The sequence below is a fragment of the Niveispirillum sp. KHB5.9 genome (assembly GCF_048066115.1).
Lineage (GTDB): Bacteria > Pseudomonadota > Alphaproteobacteria > Azospirillales > Azospirillaceae > Niveispirillum.
The window spans coordinates 155,808-172,357 of sequence record NZ_JBLTYX010000001.1 but is presented as its reverse complement, the minus strand read 5'-3'; the positions used below and the strand labels follow the sequence as shown (position 1 = coordinate 172,357).

The 16,550-nt window shown below is 68.3% G+C and carries 11 protein-coding genes; all 11 read right to left on the bottom strand.

Annotation, left to right across the window (positions count from 1 at the left end; translation table 11 throughout):
• Positions 1–3 precede the first annotated feature (3 nt).
• On the bottom strand, positions 4–1,452 hold the full coding sequence (locus ACM9HJ_RS00765; RefSeq protein WP_416569755.1) for a sulfite reductase subunit alpha: 1,449 nt from the start codon (positions 1,450–1,452) through the stop codon (positions 4–6).
• On the bottom strand, positions 1,452–2,486 hold the full coding sequence (locus ACM9HJ_RS00760; protein ID WP_416569754.1) for an FAD:protein FMN transferase: 1,035 nt from the start codon (positions 2,484–2,486) through the stop codon (positions 1,452–1,454). The genes ACM9HJ_RS00765 and ACM9HJ_RS00760 overlap by 1 nt, the downstream gene beginning before the upstream one ends.
• Before the next feature lie 47 nt (positions 2,487–2,533).
• Positions 2,534–3,349, bottom strand: a complete 816-nt coding sequence (locus tag ACM9HJ_RS00755; protein WP_416569753.1) for a DUF4198 domain-containing protein — start codon at positions 3,347–3,349, stop codon at positions 2,534–2,536.
• Between the two features lie 133 nt (positions 3,350–3,482).
• Positions 3,483–3,992: a DUF2271 domain-containing protein gene (locus ACM9HJ_RS00750; RefSeq protein ID WP_416569752.1), complete on the bottom strand. Its 510-nt coding sequence runs from the start codon at positions 3,990–3,992 to the stop codon at positions 3,483–3,485.
• A 20-nt stretch (positions 3,993–4,012) separates the two neighbouring features.
• Positions 4,013–4,627, bottom strand: coding sequence for a PepSY-associated TM helix domain-containing protein (locus ACM9HJ_RS00745; protein ID WP_416569751.1), 615 nt, complete (start codon positions 4,625–4,627; stop codon positions 4,013–4,015).
• A 239-nt stretch (positions 4,628–4,866) separates the two neighbouring features.
• A complete protein-coding gene (locus ACM9HJ_RS00740; RefSeq protein ID WP_416569750.1) occupies positions 4,867–5,301 on the bottom strand; it encodes a hypothetical protein in 435 nt (144 codons plus the stop codon).
• 142 nt (positions 5,302–5,443) lie between these two features.
• A complete protein-coding gene (locus tag ACM9HJ_RS00735) occupies positions 5,444–7,798 on the bottom strand; it encodes a hypothetical protein (protein ID WP_416569749.1) in 2,355 nt (784 codons plus the stop codon).
• On the bottom strand, positions 7,798–8,646 hold the full coding sequence (locus ACM9HJ_RS00730) for a hypothetical protein (protein ID WP_416569748.1): 849 nt from the start codon (positions 8,644–8,646) through the stop codon (positions 7,798–7,800). Before ACM9HJ_RS00730 ends, ACM9HJ_RS00735 begins: the two co-directional genes overlap by 1 nt.
• Positions 8,643–10,139: a hypothetical protein gene (locus ACM9HJ_RS00725; RefSeq protein ID WP_416569747.1), complete on the bottom strand. Its 1,497-nt coding sequence runs from the start codon at positions 10,137–10,139 to the stop codon at positions 8,643–8,645. The genes ACM9HJ_RS00730 and ACM9HJ_RS00725 overlap by 4 nt, the downstream gene beginning before the upstream one ends.
• Positions 10,136–16,246, bottom strand: a complete 6,111-nt coding sequence (locus tag ACM9HJ_RS00720) for a phage tail length tape measure family protein (protein ID WP_416569746.1) — start codon at positions 16,244–16,246, stop codon at positions 10,136–10,138. Before ACM9HJ_RS00720 ends, ACM9HJ_RS00725 begins: the two co-directional genes overlap by 4 nt.
• Positions 16,243–16,512 (bottom strand): DUF1799 domain-containing protein, encoded by a 270-nt coding sequence (locus ACM9HJ_RS00715; RefSeq protein WP_416569745.1) that lies wholly within the window; start codon positions 16,510–16,512, stop codon positions 16,243–16,245. The genes ACM9HJ_RS00720 and ACM9HJ_RS00715 overlap by 4 nt, the downstream gene beginning before the upstream one ends.
• Between the last annotated feature and the right edge of the window lie 38 nt (positions 16,513–16,550).

Genomic DNA, 16,550 nt, shown 5'->3' with positions numbered 1-16,550 from the left:
ACCTCAATACACATCCCGGCAATAGCGCCGATCCGCCGCGAGCGCTTCCAGCCCCTCGGTCCCCAGCAGCTCGGTCAGCACGGCATGCACACCGGCGGCCATGCCCTCCAGGCTGCCGCAGACATAGATCGCGGCCCCCTCCTCCACCCATTCCGCCACCTCGTCCCCGGCAGCGGCCAGCAGGTGCTGGACATAGAGCTGCACCTCGCCATCGCGGGAGAAGGCGCGGTCCAGGCGGGTCAGGATGCCGGATGCCTGCCAGGCCTCCAGCTCGTCATCGAACAGGCTGTCATGGGCGGCGGTACGCTCACCGAACAGCAGCCAGTTGCGGGTATGGCCGGCCGCCGCCCGCGCCTTAAGATGGGCGCGCAGACCGGCGATGCCGGTGCCATTGCCGATCAGGATCAACGGGCGGTCGTCCACCGGCGGGTGGAACCCGGCATTGCGGCGCAGGCGCAGGCGGATCGCCCCGCCCAAGGCCGCGTGTTCGGTCAGCCAGCCAGACCCCAGGCCCAACCGCCCGTCCGGTCCCGACATCTGACGCACCACAAGGTCGAGGGTGCGGTCGGCGGGCAGCGAGGCGATGGAATATTCGCGGTGCGGCAGCGGCTCCCTGCCTTCCGGCAGCGCCGTTTCCGCCAGCCAGTGCGACAAAGGCCGGGTCACATCGCCGCGCGTTTCCGGGCGATCCCCGCCCAGCGCGGCCAGCCCTTCGGCCACGGCAGCGGGCGGGTTGCAGGGGCCGATCTCGGCAATGTCGCCGGCCTGCCAGTCGGCCTCCCCCGGCGGGGTCAGGCGCAGATGGAAGACGGGGGCACCGGGGCTGCCGGGATTCAGGTGACGGCGGCTTGCCAGCACCCAATCCTGGTAATCGGGCGCCTGCCAGTCGGGCAGGTGGACGTGGCCGGCCATCTGGCCCAGATGGTGCTGCCAGTGGCGCAGCGCGCCGGCATCGCCATTGTCGACCTCCACCAGATCGAACAAAGGCTCCGCCCCCTGCCGGCGCAGCCAGCCATCCAGATCATGGCCGAAGGCGCAGAATTTCGCATATTCCCGGTCGCCCAGGGCCAGCAAGCCATAGCGCAGGCCCGACAGGCCGGCGGCCCCGCCCATCACCTTGCGCACGAAGCCGGCGGCATGGTCGGGTGCATCGCCCTCCCCCGTGGTGGAGACGATGAACAAGGCCTGGCCCACGCCCGACAGGCGGGCCGCGTCGATGCGGTCGATGGCTTCCGCCCACGCCTTCTGCCCGGCCGCCATCAGGCCTGTCACGGTGTGGCGGGCCAGGGTCTCGGCAAAGCCGGTCTGGGTGGCGTAGGCGACCAGGATGCCCTCTCCCGCCCCCACCGGCCGGTGCCGGGCGGCATGGCGACGGAAGATCAGGGTGCAGAACAGGGCATAGGTGGCCAGTATGGCCAATGCCCAGAGATAGCGTTGCGAAACCGCGTCCATCAGGCTTCCTCCGCCAGGGCGGCCAGCGCCGGCGTCAGCGTCTCGGTAATGCCCGCACCATCGCGGCAGACGAACAGTGCCATGATCCCGCGTGCGGCGGCCCAGTCCAATCCATGGTCGGGGCCCAGCACGGTGAGCGCAGTGGCCAGCACGTCGGCCATCATGCAATCGGCATGCAGCACGGTGACCGCTGCCAGATCGTCGGGCACGGGCCGGCCGGTGCGCGGGTCCAGCGAGTGCGACAGGCGTTGCCCGTCGGCACCTGCCATGAAACGCCGGCTGTCGCCGCTGGTGGCCACGGCCCAGCCATGCAGCGCGATGCGGGTGGGCAGGCCGCCCGGCTGGCCGTCGCGGCCCACGGCCTGTTCCAGGGTCACCCACCAGGGGGTGGCGTCATGCTTGATGCCCCAACCCCGCAACTCCCCGCCGATATCAACCAGATGGCTGACCACGCCACGTTCCGCCAGATAGCGGGAGACGAGATCGACGGCATAACCCTTGGCGATGGCGGAGAAATCCAGGCGCACGCCGCCCGGCTGCCAGAGGCGCCCGTCCCCCACCTTGATGTCCCGCCAGCGCGGACCCGACAGCAGGGCGGCGATGCGCGCCGCATCGGGCGGGGTATCGACGGGCCCCGGCGGGCCGAAGCCCCATTCATCGACCAGCCCGCCGATGGCCGGATCATAGGCGCCGCCACTATCCGCCGCCACTGACAGAGCGGTGGACAGCACCTTGATCAAATCCGCGTCGCCGTCTACCCAACCCCGATCGGCCGCATTGTAGCGGCAAAGGGCGGAGCTGGCGTCCCAATGGCTCATGGAGGCGATGACGCGATCCAGGATGGCGATGATCCCCCGGCGCAGGGCCAGCGGTTCCGGCCCCTTCGGCGCGATGATCGCCACGGACCAGTAGGTGCCCAAACTCGTGCCCGACAGCCGCACGACGGGTGCCGTGGCGGGCGGCAATGCCGCCTCCGGCGCGTCGGCCGGCAGGATCAGGCGGATGGGGTCGGGGTGGGGGGCGGTCTGCTGCATTGTCAACGCCGCCTGGGGGCGACGCCGCCGCCCCCAGGTCCTCGTCCTTACTGCGCCAGCACCTCGAACGTCGCGACATAGCTGGCGGAACGCTTGGCGGCCTGCGGGATGGAGGTCTTCTTGTCCTCCGTCTGGGCGGACATCCAGTACATGCCCGGCGTCGGCCAGGTGACGGTGAAGGCGCCGTCCTTGTCGGTCTTCAGCTTCATCTCGCCCAGGTCGTTGCGATAGCGGATGCCGCCGGGGATGATGGTGACATCGACATCGGCGGCCGGCTTGCCGTCCAGCACCAGCTTGAAGCTGGCCTTCTCACCCGCGAACAGGTCGTTCGGGTGGGTGACGGGAGACAGCTCCAGGCCCTTGCCCGTGGGCTTCAGCACCGTGTCGGACGGCTTGCCCGAGGTGACGAAGAATTCCAGGCGGCGGGCCCCTTCGGTGACCTGCAGCTTCTCGGCATTGGCCGGCACTTCCTTGGCGAAGGTCTCGGCCGTGCCGCGCCAGCGCTTGCGCTGGCCGTTCTCTTCCCAGCTGGCCATGACGCCGCCGCTGGCCAACGCCACCTTGTAGGTGCCGGGCTGGGTCAGGTGCACGTCGAAGGTCGAGCGGTACTTGCCCGTGGCCTGGTTCTCGGCCGCGCCGGCGCTGCCGTCGGGATTGGTGACGGCCAGACCGTCCAGGCGCAGCGGCACATGCTCGAAATAGAACAGGTCGTTGGACACGGCGGCATCCACCGTGACCCACGGGTCCTGGCCCGACAGCACGGTGGCCGAGGGCAGCATCCACTGCCGGTGGGCGGCGGCGGGGGTGGCGATCGCGGCTGCCAGGGTCAGCGCCAGGGTGGCGCGGGTGAGAAGCGACTTCATGGGGGCTCCTTTCAAGTTGTTGGCCGTAGGTCAGGTCGAGGGCGACAGCCGAGCCCTGACGAACGACAGTGCCTGCGTGTTGTCAGGGCTCGCCTGCGGCTCGACCTGACCTACGGTTCAATCCTGTGGGGCCTCAGCCCCTCACTTCCACGGCGACGCGGCCCAGTTCGCTCTCGCCCTTGGCTTCGGCCGTGGCGGCCTTGCCGTTCCAGTCGAAGGGCACACGGATCAGCTCGCGTCCACCCACCTCGCGCGCGGCTTCCACCACCAGTGCATAGGTACCGGGCTTCAGCCCATTCAGCGGGGCCTTGGCGCTGTCCCAGGTCAGGCGGTTCTCGCCCACCGGCAGGGTCGGGGCCGACACGCCATCGACGGGCATGGTCAGGTCGCGGCCCGACCGGCGCCACCATTGGCGCATGTCCTTCAGCCACTTGGTCCCCTCATTGTCGCGCATCTTCACGTCGTAACGGACGGTCAGGTTGGCGACGAACTGCTGGTCGGCGGTCTCGATCCAGGCGGCGACATAGGGGCGGTGATATTCCGCCACCTCCAGCTTGGGAATCTCCACCAATACGGTCAGTTCGCCGGCCATGGCCGGGGTGACGGCCAGGCCGGTCAGGGAAAGCGACAGAAGCGTGCGCATGGGTTTCGTCCTGAAAGGTTTCAGTGGATGAGAAGGATGAGAAGCAGCACCGGCGCCACCAGCCCCAGCCCGACCAGCGGCCAGGTGGTGGGCCGGTTGCCCGCATGCAGATGCAGCAGGAAAAGACCGGTGATGCAGAAGATCAGGCAGGCCACCGCGAAGATGTCCAGGAACCAGGACCAGACCATGCCGGTCCCCCGCCCCTTGTGCAGGTCGTTCAGGTAGGAGACCCAGCCGCGATCGGTAACCTCGTGCAGCACCGCGCCATCCTCGCGCGATATGGTGGCCCAGCCATCGCCACCGGGGCGCGGCAGGGCGATATACAGCTCGTCATCGGACCATTCCGGCACACCGCCCGACACATCGACGGACAGTTCCCGGCGGAACCAGTCGATCACCGGCACGGGTACAGCCCCTTCACCGACCTCCAGCGCCGGGCGCAGCGCCTCGGGCAGCACGGCCTCGACGGAGACGGTCCTGGGCTTGGCCTCGATGATGCGGGCATTGTTCAGGGTGATGCCGGTGATGGCGAACAGCAGCATGCCCACCAGGCACAGGGCCGAGCTGACCCAATGCCACTGGTGCAAATGCTTCAACCAGAAGGACCGCCGTCCCTGATCCACGCCCGACGCCATACCGCTTGCCCGAATGCCTTAATCCGGCCGGGAAGGTACCCTTGATTGAGAGTTATTCGCAATAGCGAAACATGCGGGCGCGCATGCGCAAATAAGGATGCAGGGTTTGCCGGGGTTGTAGCGCGCCGTTTGTTTTGGCACCACTTGGCACCTGTATTGGCACCACCCCCACCCCCTGGCAGCGGGGGGTGGGGGCACAATATCTTGATGCACTTTTCCAAGACCCAGGCAGAAGCCGATCAACTTGATACGGTCGCTCGCCAAACCCCAGGCTCCGACGCTCGCATGCCGTCGCCCCACGTGTAGTCCAGCAGGTCCCACCTGACCGGACCGTCCGGCGCCCGGTTGTCGATGATCAGCGGCGCGCCGTCGGCCGGCCCCAGCGCGCAGACCATGTGATCCACCAGCTTCGGGTTGCCCCGCTGCTGGGTATCCACCATCACCACCCGCACCTCTGCCGCCGGAATGCCCAATCGCACAGCCAGTTCAGCGGCCGTAAAGGCGCAATCATCGCAGTCGCCCCGATAGCGCGCCCCCGGCTGCGCCAGCAGGGCGGCCGCATGGGAACGCCAATCATCTGGCCGCCCTGCCGTGTCGGTGTCTGAAGCGTAGTCCAGGCGCCCGACTGCCATTGCATGGATGGTCCTGGCGATATCTGTCAGGGAGACGGGCATAGGGCGCTCTCCGGATGCATGATGCAGCGATAGACGTCCTGATAAGGCCGGTCAGTAACTGCGCCGTCGCGCTGCCTGGGCGGGCTGGCACAGGCCGTCAGCATCAACAGGGCTAGAGCCACCACCACATTGCGATAGGCACTCATTGCGCCTCCAGTCGGGCCGTGAGCGCCTCTACTTTGTCATGCAGTTCCCGGATGCCCTGCCACAGCACTGCGACCAGTTCTTCATATCGTAGGCCTTGGGCGCTGTTGGGGTCGGACGGATCGGCTATCGTCCACACGCCGTATGCGTCACTGTCCAGAGCCTGTCGGATGGCTTGTGCCGAGTGCCCCCAATGCAGACGGGTGCCGGCGACATCCTCCATCACCGCCTCAACCACCGGCACCGTTACCGGATTGCCGAAAATGTCGATATCCTCCCGAAACCCTACCTGCCGGATTTCAGCGACGACTGACTTGCTTACTTTCAGTCGATAAGCGATGGGCTCGACCGCGTTGATCAGGTCCAGGCCAGGCACGGCGGCCGGCACAACGTCCTTCAGACGGATGTCAGAGGTCACAGTCGGCGCGTTGACCAAGTATAAATCCTTGATCCGCAGGGCGGAGCCACCCAGGTCATAAGCGTTGTCTCCACCCGGCGCCCACGCGGCCGTGAGCGCGCCGCCGTCACCCCGAACCGACCATCGGGTCACACTTGCAAGCTGCAGGTCCAAATTGGCCGACGTGCCGCGTTGATCCAGTGCGAAAATGTTGGCCAACCCTGTGCCGGAGCGAATTGCAACCACTCCCGCCTGTCCCGTTGCGCTGCTCCCCGACGTCAAATTGATACCGCCACCGGCACCCCCATTGCCGTTGCCCGCTGTCCAGGTGACATTGCCGCCCTGTTGGATAGGGCCTGTAGCGGCGCTGGCCGTTCCCACGATGGACGCCCCAGCACTTAGGACACCCTCCAACATCTGAAGGAACACCGAGCCAGGGTTCCCGCTGGTCGTACCGCCATTGCCACCACGCAAGAACAGCGTCCGGCCGGATGACGTAGCTGTAGCCGCATCCGATGGCTGGATGGTGACGTGATTGGCGCCGTTTGACCCGAACCAAATCGCCCTCGCCCCACCCGTATTGCCCGGCAGGGCGATGGCCACGCCAGCCACGGGCGCAGCGGAGTAGAGGGCGGGACCTTCATACAGTCCGGCTCCGGACGAGCCAATGCCAACCGCCAGACCGCCGATGGCTCCGGCGATGCAGTTAACGGTCCCGGTGAAGGTGTCGCCCGCTTTGGACACGGCGTCGGTGATGCCCGATGCCGCCACCGTGGTCGGCCGACCCGTGATGCTCGCCCATGCCGGCGTGACGGTGACATTGCCGGCAGCGGTCAGCCTGCCCTGGGCGTCCACCGTGTAGGCCGCAACCTGCGTGGCACTGCCGTAGCTGCCGGCCGCCACGGCCGTGTCCGCCAGCGCCAATGTACGGTCGGCAGCCAGGGTACCGCCGCCCGTCAAGCCCGTACCGGTGCTGATCTGGCGGGCGGTGGACACGGCGTCGGTGATGCCCGACGTTGCCACCGTGGTCGGCCGCCCCGTGATGCTCGCCCATGCCGGGGTGACGGTGACATTGCCGGCAGCGGTCAGACGGCCCTGGGCGTCCACCGTGTAGGCCGCAACCTGCGTGGCACTGCCGTAGCTGCCGGCCGCCACCGCCGTGTCCATCAGCGCCAATGTACGGTCGGCATCCAGGGTGCCGCCGCCCGTCAAGCCCGTACTGGTGCTGATCTGGCGGGCGGTTGACACGGCGTCGGTGATGCCCGACGTTGCCACCGTGGTCGGCCGCCCCGTGATGCTCGCCCATGCCGGGGTAACGGTGACATTGCTGGCAGCGGTCAGGCGGCCTTGGGCGTCCACCGTATAGGCCGCAACCTGCGTGGCACTGCCGTAGCTGCCGGCCGCCACCGCCGTGTCGGCCAGCGCCAGCGTGCGTCCGGCCGACAGGTCGCCGCCGCCGGTCAGGCCCGTACCGGCGGAAATCGTGATGGTGGATGCCGCCGCCGCGATATCACCACGCACATCCGACGGCGCCCGCAGCTCATATGCGGTCCCATCGCCACGCACGCGCAGCATGTATGACGCCGTCAGCGGACCCGAAGGCATCTTTGCGGCAGCTGCTTGAGCTGCCGTCTTAGCCGTGTCGGCGCTGGTAGCGCTGGCCGCAGCCGCGTCCCGCGCCACCTCCGCCGATGTTCTGGCTGTGCCGGCAGCCGTGGCGCTGCCGGCCGCTGCTGTGGCAGAGGTCTGCGCCTGGTCGCGAGCCGTCTCGGCGGCCGTCTTGGCACTTGCGGCCCCCGCCGCACTGCCCGCCGCCGCACCGATGGCGGCACCGATATCCGCCATGAGGATGTGCCAGGTCGTGAAGACCTGCGAGCCCATCAGATAGTACGGGCTCCCCGGCACGTCGGACTGCCGGTAACCCCACGTCCGCCCGTTGATCGTCCATGTCGGCATCAGGCCAGCCACTCCCGCGCGTCCAGGTCCATTACGAATTCATCCTTCCGTGTGGTGGACCGCACCACGCGGGGCGTGTCTGGCAGGAAGGCCAGCATGGTCTGCGTCATGATCCCGAATGCATCACCGGGCTCCGGCAACAGCAGGAAAGGCAGCTTCCCCCGCCCCGTGTGCGCCAGCAGCTCGCGCAGGCGGGCGCGCACCTCGCCTTCGGTCAGGTGCGAAAGCGTGCAATTGAAGGTGCGCGGCATCGGGTCATCATCGGGCTGCGGCACGCCGAAATCGGCACCCTGGACGTCAGCCGCCCCGTGCAGGCCGGCGGCCGAACCACGATCATAGTTGGCCTGGACCTGCCAGCTCGGCCCCACATAGAGGATCGGCAGGGACACGGCCACACCATCCAGGCCGGCGGCGGTGATCGTGATCACGGCCTTGGTGATCCACAGCAGCTCATCCAGCACCAGGCCCCAGCGCCGATCCCACGGCCCCAGCATGTGGCCCCAGAACCGGTTGTCACCCCAGGGGATATAGCCGATGGGGGCTGGCACATAGGCCGGCATGGCGGTGCTGTCATGGATCAGCGTGGCGCCGTTATAGAGCTGCACGCGGATCGTGGTCCCGTCCTCAAGCAAATTGTGCCCAAGGATCATGACCAGGTCGATTGCCTGTTCGGCTGCCCAGGTGGCGGTGATGACATGCGGTCCAGCACCGGCCGTGCCGGTAACGGCTTCTTCGCCCAGGAACCACGTTTTCAAGTTGTTGATCCCGGTCCAGCTGCCGGTCAGCGTGGCCGCCGGCAGGCAGTTGGACCAGGCCAGGATGGCGTTGTGCGGCAACGGGCGGGTCATTCGAACATCCTCAAGCTGAACGAGCGGCCGTCTTCGGTGCCTGTGCCAGTGTGCAGGAATTTCAGGGCCTGACCCCGCCAGGTGGTGTTCCCAATCCGCCCTGCCGGCATGGAACCCGGCGCGATCCGGGCCGACACGGTGGCAATCCAACGGCTGCGCGGCACGCCATGCAGGGTCAGCAGCCGCGCCGCAATCTCGTTGGCGGTGGACCCGCTGATCACGGGCGCTTGCACACGCAGCTCGCGCGCATCCGGGAAGGCGGCCACCACGGCTGCATCTTCCGCCACCGCCTCGAACCGCCAGTCACGCATCAGGCTACGCCTGGTCGCGGGCGAGGTGACCGACGGGTCGATTTCGCTCTCGGCCAGCACGGTCCAGTTGGGCGAATATTCCACCACGACACGCCAGACCGGCACGTCGCCCCACTCATCCCCCGACGATGTCAGGTCCATGGCGGCGATATCGCGTTCAGCGATGGTGAAGGTGGCCGCGCCGGTCAGGTCGGGCACCAGGCCGCCCCGCAACGTGCCCGTCTGGTCCACCCGCCACCAGGCCGCCGCCCCGGCCGCCATCGCGTCCAGCACGTCGGACCCGGTGGCGCCGTCATCGGGCAGCCAGCCCATGATGCGCCCGCCGAACCCGCTTTCGAACGAGATGGGATCGCTGGACCCGAACAGGGCGGCCACCTGCGCCGCGCAGTTGGTGACATTCGGCGTGGACAGCACGAACCCGTCCACGGCGACCTTGCGCAGGGGCTGGCTCGCGAACCGGATCAACCCCCGCGAATTGTCGCTGACGAAGGTGCCGGCCGTCATCGGCAGGCTGACGATGGTGATGCCGGACCCGACATCACCGGCATAGGTCACGCTCGCCCCGCCCGTGGTTACACCCAACAGGCTGTCCACGGGGCCGTTGTGCCATTGCGCGATCAGAAGCGAGGGATTGACCCATTCGACGGGGCAGCCAAGCCCGAAGCCCAGCACCAGCGGCTTCACCCGGCCGGCCAGGTCGGCGTTGCCTTCCAAACCCACGGGGCCGGAATTGGTGCCGGCATAGGTGGCGCGGGGAATGACCCGGTCCCATGCCGCCCGGCCTTCCCGGAAGCGCACCGACACTTCATCGCCCACATAGTCGCGGCCCGCGATGGACAGGGACAGGATGGCGGTGAAGGCCGAATAGGGCACGAAGCGCCCCAGCGGCCCCTGAAGGATGCGGGCGGACCGCCAGGCGTAGCCCTGGTACGGGTCCAGCCACCGGCTGGCATTGTTGAGCAACGCCTCCCCGACGCTCCCGCCGCCGCCGCCATAGCTCTTGCCGCCCGCGAAGAGATCGGTCTCATAGTTCACTAGGCGCTTGGCATAGGGCTTGTACCAGGCCTGCGCCGGCGTGTCGGCCGGCCGGGTGGTGTAGCTCGACCGCTCGGTCAACCGCAACACCGTGTCGGTGCCGGTCGCGGGGTTGCGCAGGGTCAGTTCCAGCAGATATCGGGTCATGTGCCGGTCCCCGATCTGCGTGCATCGCGCGCATCCATCCGGCGCTGGATTTCCAGCAGCTGCTGCATGACCATCAACAACCGGGCATCCCGCACGGCCTGCGCCTTCTGGCCATCCTCTTCCGTCTCCACAAAGGCCTGAAGCTCCTGGGTCAGGACCCGCAGCAACCGTTCATCCGACCCGGCCGACGCCACCGCCCCCTGCGACGCGCCAACGCGCGGCAGTGCCGGCGCCGTGAAGGTCGCTCCCACCTGGCCACCATCCTTGAAGGCCGGCAGCGCCCCCTTCACCTCCGCCAGCTGGACCGCCCCACGCAGGTCGCCGCGATTGACCAGGTCCAACACGTCATGGCCAAACCGCGACGCGGTGCCGGCCTTGATCACATGCTCGCCATTGGACAGCCAGGCGGCGATATCGTCGCTCGTCCCGGTGCCCGGCCCGCGCACCTGGCCGCCACCTGCAAAGGCCGGCGCCGGGTTGCGCATGCGGTAGATCGCGGCGCTTGCGGCTTCCAGCCCGATGGAGACATCCGTGTAATCCTGCTGGCGCGCCAGCTCCTTCGCCGCCTCATCGCCGCCGACCATGGCTGTGATGGCATCGACCACGAACGACCGCATCACGCCCGTGAAATCATTGATGCCGAACTGGTTGATCTTGCGGATGCCACCGACCTCATAGCCGAGCCCGTATTTGTTCCCGGCTTCAACGATGATGTCGCCGATATCACCGCCCAGTAGGCCTTCCAGGATTTTGGCAACGCCGCCCAGCGAGTTGGCCAGCCCGCGCGCCCTGGCACGGCTGGTATCGTCGCCGCGATCCTCCTTCATCCACAGTTCTCTGCCGGACGTGGCATCAACGCCTACGCTGGTTGCCCGCTGGTTGGTGGCCGCTTCGACGTCCGGCAGGGCATTGGCTGCATTCATGGCGTTATTGGCAGCCGTGCGGGTCGCGCGGCTGGCGCTGTCCACCTGGGCGTTATAAGCGGCCTCCCGCGCCTGCCGTTCCTGCTCGTCTGCCTCGGCATCCGCCTGTTGCTGGGCCAAGCCGATCCAGGCGTTGATGGCGTTCACGATACTGGTGTTACCCGCCGTGATCGCGGCAATGGTCGATACACCGACCGACGTCCCGCCCGTGATGGCGTCGATGATGTCCTGGTTCAGCTCGGTGCCCTGCGCCAGCAAGGCGGCCAGCGCGTCCTGCCCGCTATTGCCGCTGATCACCTCACCCGTCTGAGTCTGGGTCAGGCTGTTGCCCAACCCTTGCAGGCTGTTCCCGGCCAACACGGCGTTGACCTGTTCCTGGGTCAGGTTGCCCAGGTTGACCACCTGGCCGGTCTGGCTGTTGACGGCCGTCGTGGTTCCCATGACGTTGGTGCCCAGCACGGCCAGCGCCGCCCGTGTCGGCCCGGCCTCGGTTGCGTCGATGAAACCGTCGGCGGTCACTGTCCGCAGCAGCGCGATAGCGTTGCGCATCTCCACCGCCTCGGCACTGTTGTTCCCCGCCAAGCCGGCTTCCAGGGTGTTGAGATACCCGGCGATGCTGGGCGCATCGACAATGTTCAACCCACTATCCAGCGAGCTGGTGATGTCGCGGGTCAAGCTGGCCGTAGCGCGCTGTTCGGCGGTCAGCTGCGTGGTCTGGCCGATGGTCAGATTGTTGGACTGTTGCAGCAACCCGTTGATGGTGCCGAGTGCCGCCAGCTGCTGCACCAACAGCGCCTGGTCGGGGCTGGTGCTAGCCAGGTTGTCGCGGATTTGCTCCATGATCCGGACCTGGCTTTCCAGCAGGCTGGCCTGGTACTCCGCCCCGCCGGCCAGGGCGGCCGCCGACAGTTCCGCCGCCGCCAGGTCGCGGTCCACCGCGTTGAAAATCTGCCGATAGGTATCTTCACCGGCATAGGCCTGCGCCGCTTCCAGATAGGCGCGCGATGCCGTTGCGAACTCGCGCTGCGCCCCGACATCGCCACCGGCCGCCGCATCGCGGGTGGACGCATAGCGCGACAGCGCGTCGGCCAGCTTCTGCTGTGGCGTTAGGGTCGAAAGGCTGGTGTCCTGCCGCAACTCTGACCGTAGCGACTTGAACTCGGACTGTGCGGAGCGGAAGGCAGCCGCCGAATTCTGCGCCAACGAGAGTGCCGACCTTGAAGCGTCCAGCTGCCTGTCAATCTGCGTGCTGATCGACCCCAGCAGCTCGCGCATCTGCGCCGTCAGTTTATCGGCCAGAGACACGACGGCACCGAGCGCATCCAGCTCGGCAACGGTCCGTTCCGACAGCCATTGCCGTTCCCGCAGATACGCCACTTGGCGTGCGGCCCCCACATCGGCCTCGCCCTCGATGGCGGCCCGTACATAGTCTTCCTGGCTGCGCCGCAGGGCCTGGAACTGCCCGGTCACATCCCCGGTCAGGGTCGCAAGCTCGGCATAGATGCCCGAATTCTGGTTGGCGATCAGGCGGGCACGCGCCGCGCTGTAGCTGTTCTCCAGCGCCTTGGTGTCCGTGCCCAGCCGCTTGGCCTCGGCCGAGAGGTCGGCAAACTGCTGATCCAGGCTGCGCAGTGCCGCGCCGGCCTGGGAAACGTTGCTATTGGCGGCCACGAAGCTGTTGATGCTGCCCGTCAGCGCGTCCAGGTCGGCGGCGGCCTTTTGCGCCTTGGCGTCGCGCTCGGCCCGGCCGCCGCCGATCATGCCGCCGACAATATTGCCGACGAAAGCCCAGACGGCTTTGCCGCCGGGCAGGAACGAACCGGCCGCCGACCCGATGGACCCGCCGATCTCCGCATTCTTCTGCTGCTCACCCGTGCGGCCGAAGATTTTGCCGACCAGGTCGCCAAGGGCCATGCCGGCCTTGGCGGACTTCAGCAGGCTTTCGCCGAATGCGTCGAAGGCCTCGCCCACGTTCTCCGTGGTGGCCAGCAGGTTGTCCAGTTCGCCACTGAAATTGGCGATGGCGTCGCCAACTTCAATCGCGTCGCCGGCTTCCAGGGCGTTCAGCATCCCGCCGAAACTGTCGGCCGCCCCCGCCGCCGCGTTGTTGCGTTCCGCGTCCAGCTTGGCCTTGGCGATGGCATCCGCGTTGGCCAGCCACTGCTTGCCAAACTCCGACGACAGGTCAATCCCGGCCCGAATGGCCTCGTTGATCGCCTGCTGGTGCTCTACCGCCAGGCGCCGTTCGCGCACCGACCGGCCCTGCATCTCCGTTTCGACGCGGGTCAGGGCGACGATGCCTTCCAGCTCACGCCGCTGTTCGGCCAGCGTGTCGTCCTGTGCGGCCTGGCGGGCGGCGGCGTCCTGGTCGATGATGGCGCCGGTCAGACGCTCGATCACCTGCCGCAGCTGGTCCTTCGCGTCACCTTCCGCCAGCGCCATGGCCACGCGCAGCGGTGCGGTGGCCAGGTCGATCTTATTGGCCAGCTCCGCCCGCGCCTTGACGTCCGCGGTGCCCCCGGCCGCCGCCGCCAGACGCTCCTGTGCTGCCGCCTCGGCCTCGGCCGCCGCCACTGCCCCGGCACCCTCGGCCGACGTACGCGCCACCGCATCGGCCAGCAGCTGACGTGCGCGGGCCTGGGCATCAATGGGGCTGGTGGCCGCCTCTGCCGCTGCCGCGTTGGCTGCTTCCACCCGCATGGCCGCCTCGGCCCCTTGCAGGCGGGCATTGGTCAAATCCACCTGGCCGCGCGTCGCCAGGCGGGTGGCGGCGGCGTTGTCATTGGCCGCGACGGTCAGCGCCAGCGTGGCCCGCTGCGCGGCAATCGCCCCTTCCGCCTCGGCCGCTTCCTTGCCACGGCCGGCGGCGTAGGCGGCGTTTTCGGCCTGCATGCGGGCCAACCGCACTTGCCGCACGACGGCATTACCAGCCAGGGCAGCGGTTTCCTGTGCCAGCGCTTCGCGCAGCCGATCCAGGTTCTTGACTTCGGCGTCTGTCATGCCGCCGGGGGCCACGGCCGGCGGGGTGCTGCCGCCTGGCACAGCACCAGGCACCGTCGCGGGCGCCCGCTTCGCCCTGATCTCGGCTGCCAGCGCGTCACGCTCCGCGATCATCGCGTCAAGGCGGGCCTGCCAGCGGGCGCGCTCAACTCCCCAGAAGTCACCCCAAGTGTTCGGGCCTTCGTCCCGCATTTCCTGGATGCGCTTGTCGAAGCCGGCCAGGCGCTCGTCATCGGTCGGCGCGAAGGCCTTCCGCAAGCCATTGATCAGCCCCGTACCCATGTCGGCGCCCATCTTCGCGAAGTCGGTCTTCGCCATCGCCTCGACAAAGCGATCCCAGGCCCGGCCCATCTGGCCGAACGCGTCCTCCATTTCGGACTGCATCGCCTTGGCGCTGCCGCCGAACTTGCCTTCCAGCGCGCCCATGGCCACGGCCAGCGCCCCGGCCCGGTCGCCCTGCCGTTCCAGCGCCTCGATGGACCGGGCCTGCGCCGGGGTGAGGAACCGCAAGCTTTCGTCCAGCTCGCGCACGCCCGCCGCGCCCCGGCCGAAGCCTTCGGCCAGCTTCTCCGCCCAGCTGGACAGGTCGCCACCCTTGACGGCCGCGATATCCCCCGCCACCCCGGCCAGGCCGGCCACCATGGCTTCGCCCTGGACGCGGCCCGACGCGATGATGGCGCTGATCCCGCCGGACACGGCCCCCCGGTCCAGTCCCTTGGCATCGGCGATGGCGAATGTCAGTTCACGCAGGCGGGTGGTGGACACGCCCAGCGACGGGTTCAGCGCCGCAATGCTGGCTCCCCAGGTCCGCGTCTCGCGGCCGATTTCGGCGATGCGGTTGCCCACGATCAAGGTCGGCACGGCAATCAGCGCCACCGCCGCCGCCGCCATCCAGGCCACGGGCGGGATACGCGCCAGGGTCTGCCGGACCCCGCCGAAAATCTGCGTCACCTGGCCGCCCTGCTGCGCCAGGACCATAAAGGGCGAGGCACCCGAAGCCAGAGAGGTAAACACGTCGTTCAGCTGGTAACCGAGCTGGACCGACTGCTGGTGCGTTAACTTGCCGGCCCCGGTAACGGCGTCGTACCCGCCCTTCAGCCTGGCCATGATGGCCGCGTGCCGCTCAGCGCTGATCGCCCCGGACGCCAGCGCCTTGTCCAGCATGGCGGTGCGGGCGGTCAGCGCCTGGGCGGCCCGGATCGCCGGGTCCAGTTCGGCTTCCAGCTCATCGGCAGCGGCGGCCAGGCGGGCCACACCCTCGTTCGCCGCCTGTTCGGCCGCCAGGCGCAGCTGCCCCAGAACGGCGGTATGCCGGGCGCCATCAATGGCACCAGCGGCCAGCGCCTGGTTCAGCAATTCTTCCCGCGCGGTCAGGACCTGGGCGGCCCGCGCGGCCGGGTCCAGCTGCGCTTCCAGCTGATCGACGGCGGCGGCCAGGCGGGCCGCCCCTTCATCGGCCGTCCGCTGCTGCGCCTGGCGCAGCTGTTCCATGATGGCGGCGTGCCGGGTGCCGTCGATCACGCCGTCGGTCAGCGCCTTGTTCAGCAGCTCCGTGCGGGCGGTCATCACCTGGACGGCGCGGGCCGCCGGGTCCAGAAATCCTTCCAGCTGCTCGATGGCGGCGGCTAGGCGGCCGGCACCATCATCGGCGGCCCGTTCCTGCACCTGGTGCAGTCGCCCCACGGCCGCTGCCTGTGCCGCCGCCCCATTGGCATTGGCCGCCATGGCAGCGCCCAGCGCGTCGGTACGCTGCGTGAGCGTGACAGATGCCCGGACAACGTTCGTCATCTGGTTGGAAAGGGCGGTGATCGCGGCGGTCAGGGCGGCGGTGCCGTTGTCGTTTACGGCCGGCGGCTTGATAGCCTCGGTGGTGGCGGCGGCCTCCCTGGCCGCGTTGGAGACCCCGGTCAGTGCGTCTTCAATCAGGCGGCCAGCCTTTCCAACCCCGCCCGCCGTCCCGGCCGCTCCGGTGGCCACGGCATCCACCGCCGCCCCGGTGGCACCGGCCGCCGCCGCCGCTTCCCGGCTGTCCTCAATCATGGCGCGGGCGCCGGACTTGTACTCTGCGGCGGCAGCCTTGGCCTCGCTCCCGATGGACCCGATAGCGGCTTTCACGGCGGCGGTGCCCTGCACCACCTCCGCGAAATCCATTCCGGCCTTGATCGACAGTTTCAGCGCAGTCACTTGGTCAGCTCTATGTACTCGGCTTCAAGGATGCTCAGCGCGGCCAGCAGGTCGGCAGTGATGCGGATGTCGTGGGCACCCGCCACGACGGGAAGCACTTCCAGCTTCAGCCCCACCCGGAAGACGCTGCCCCCGCCGAAGCCTGAAATGGCCACCCAATTCCACTGCGTGCCCATGGCCAGGAAGAGTTGGACGGCCCGCCAGTTCTCCGGCCAAACCAGACAGGGCGGTTCCTCCCGGAACGCGCCCTGCATGACGATGCCCAAGGCCGCCGCATCGGCCGCCAGGGCATCGACGTCGCCGC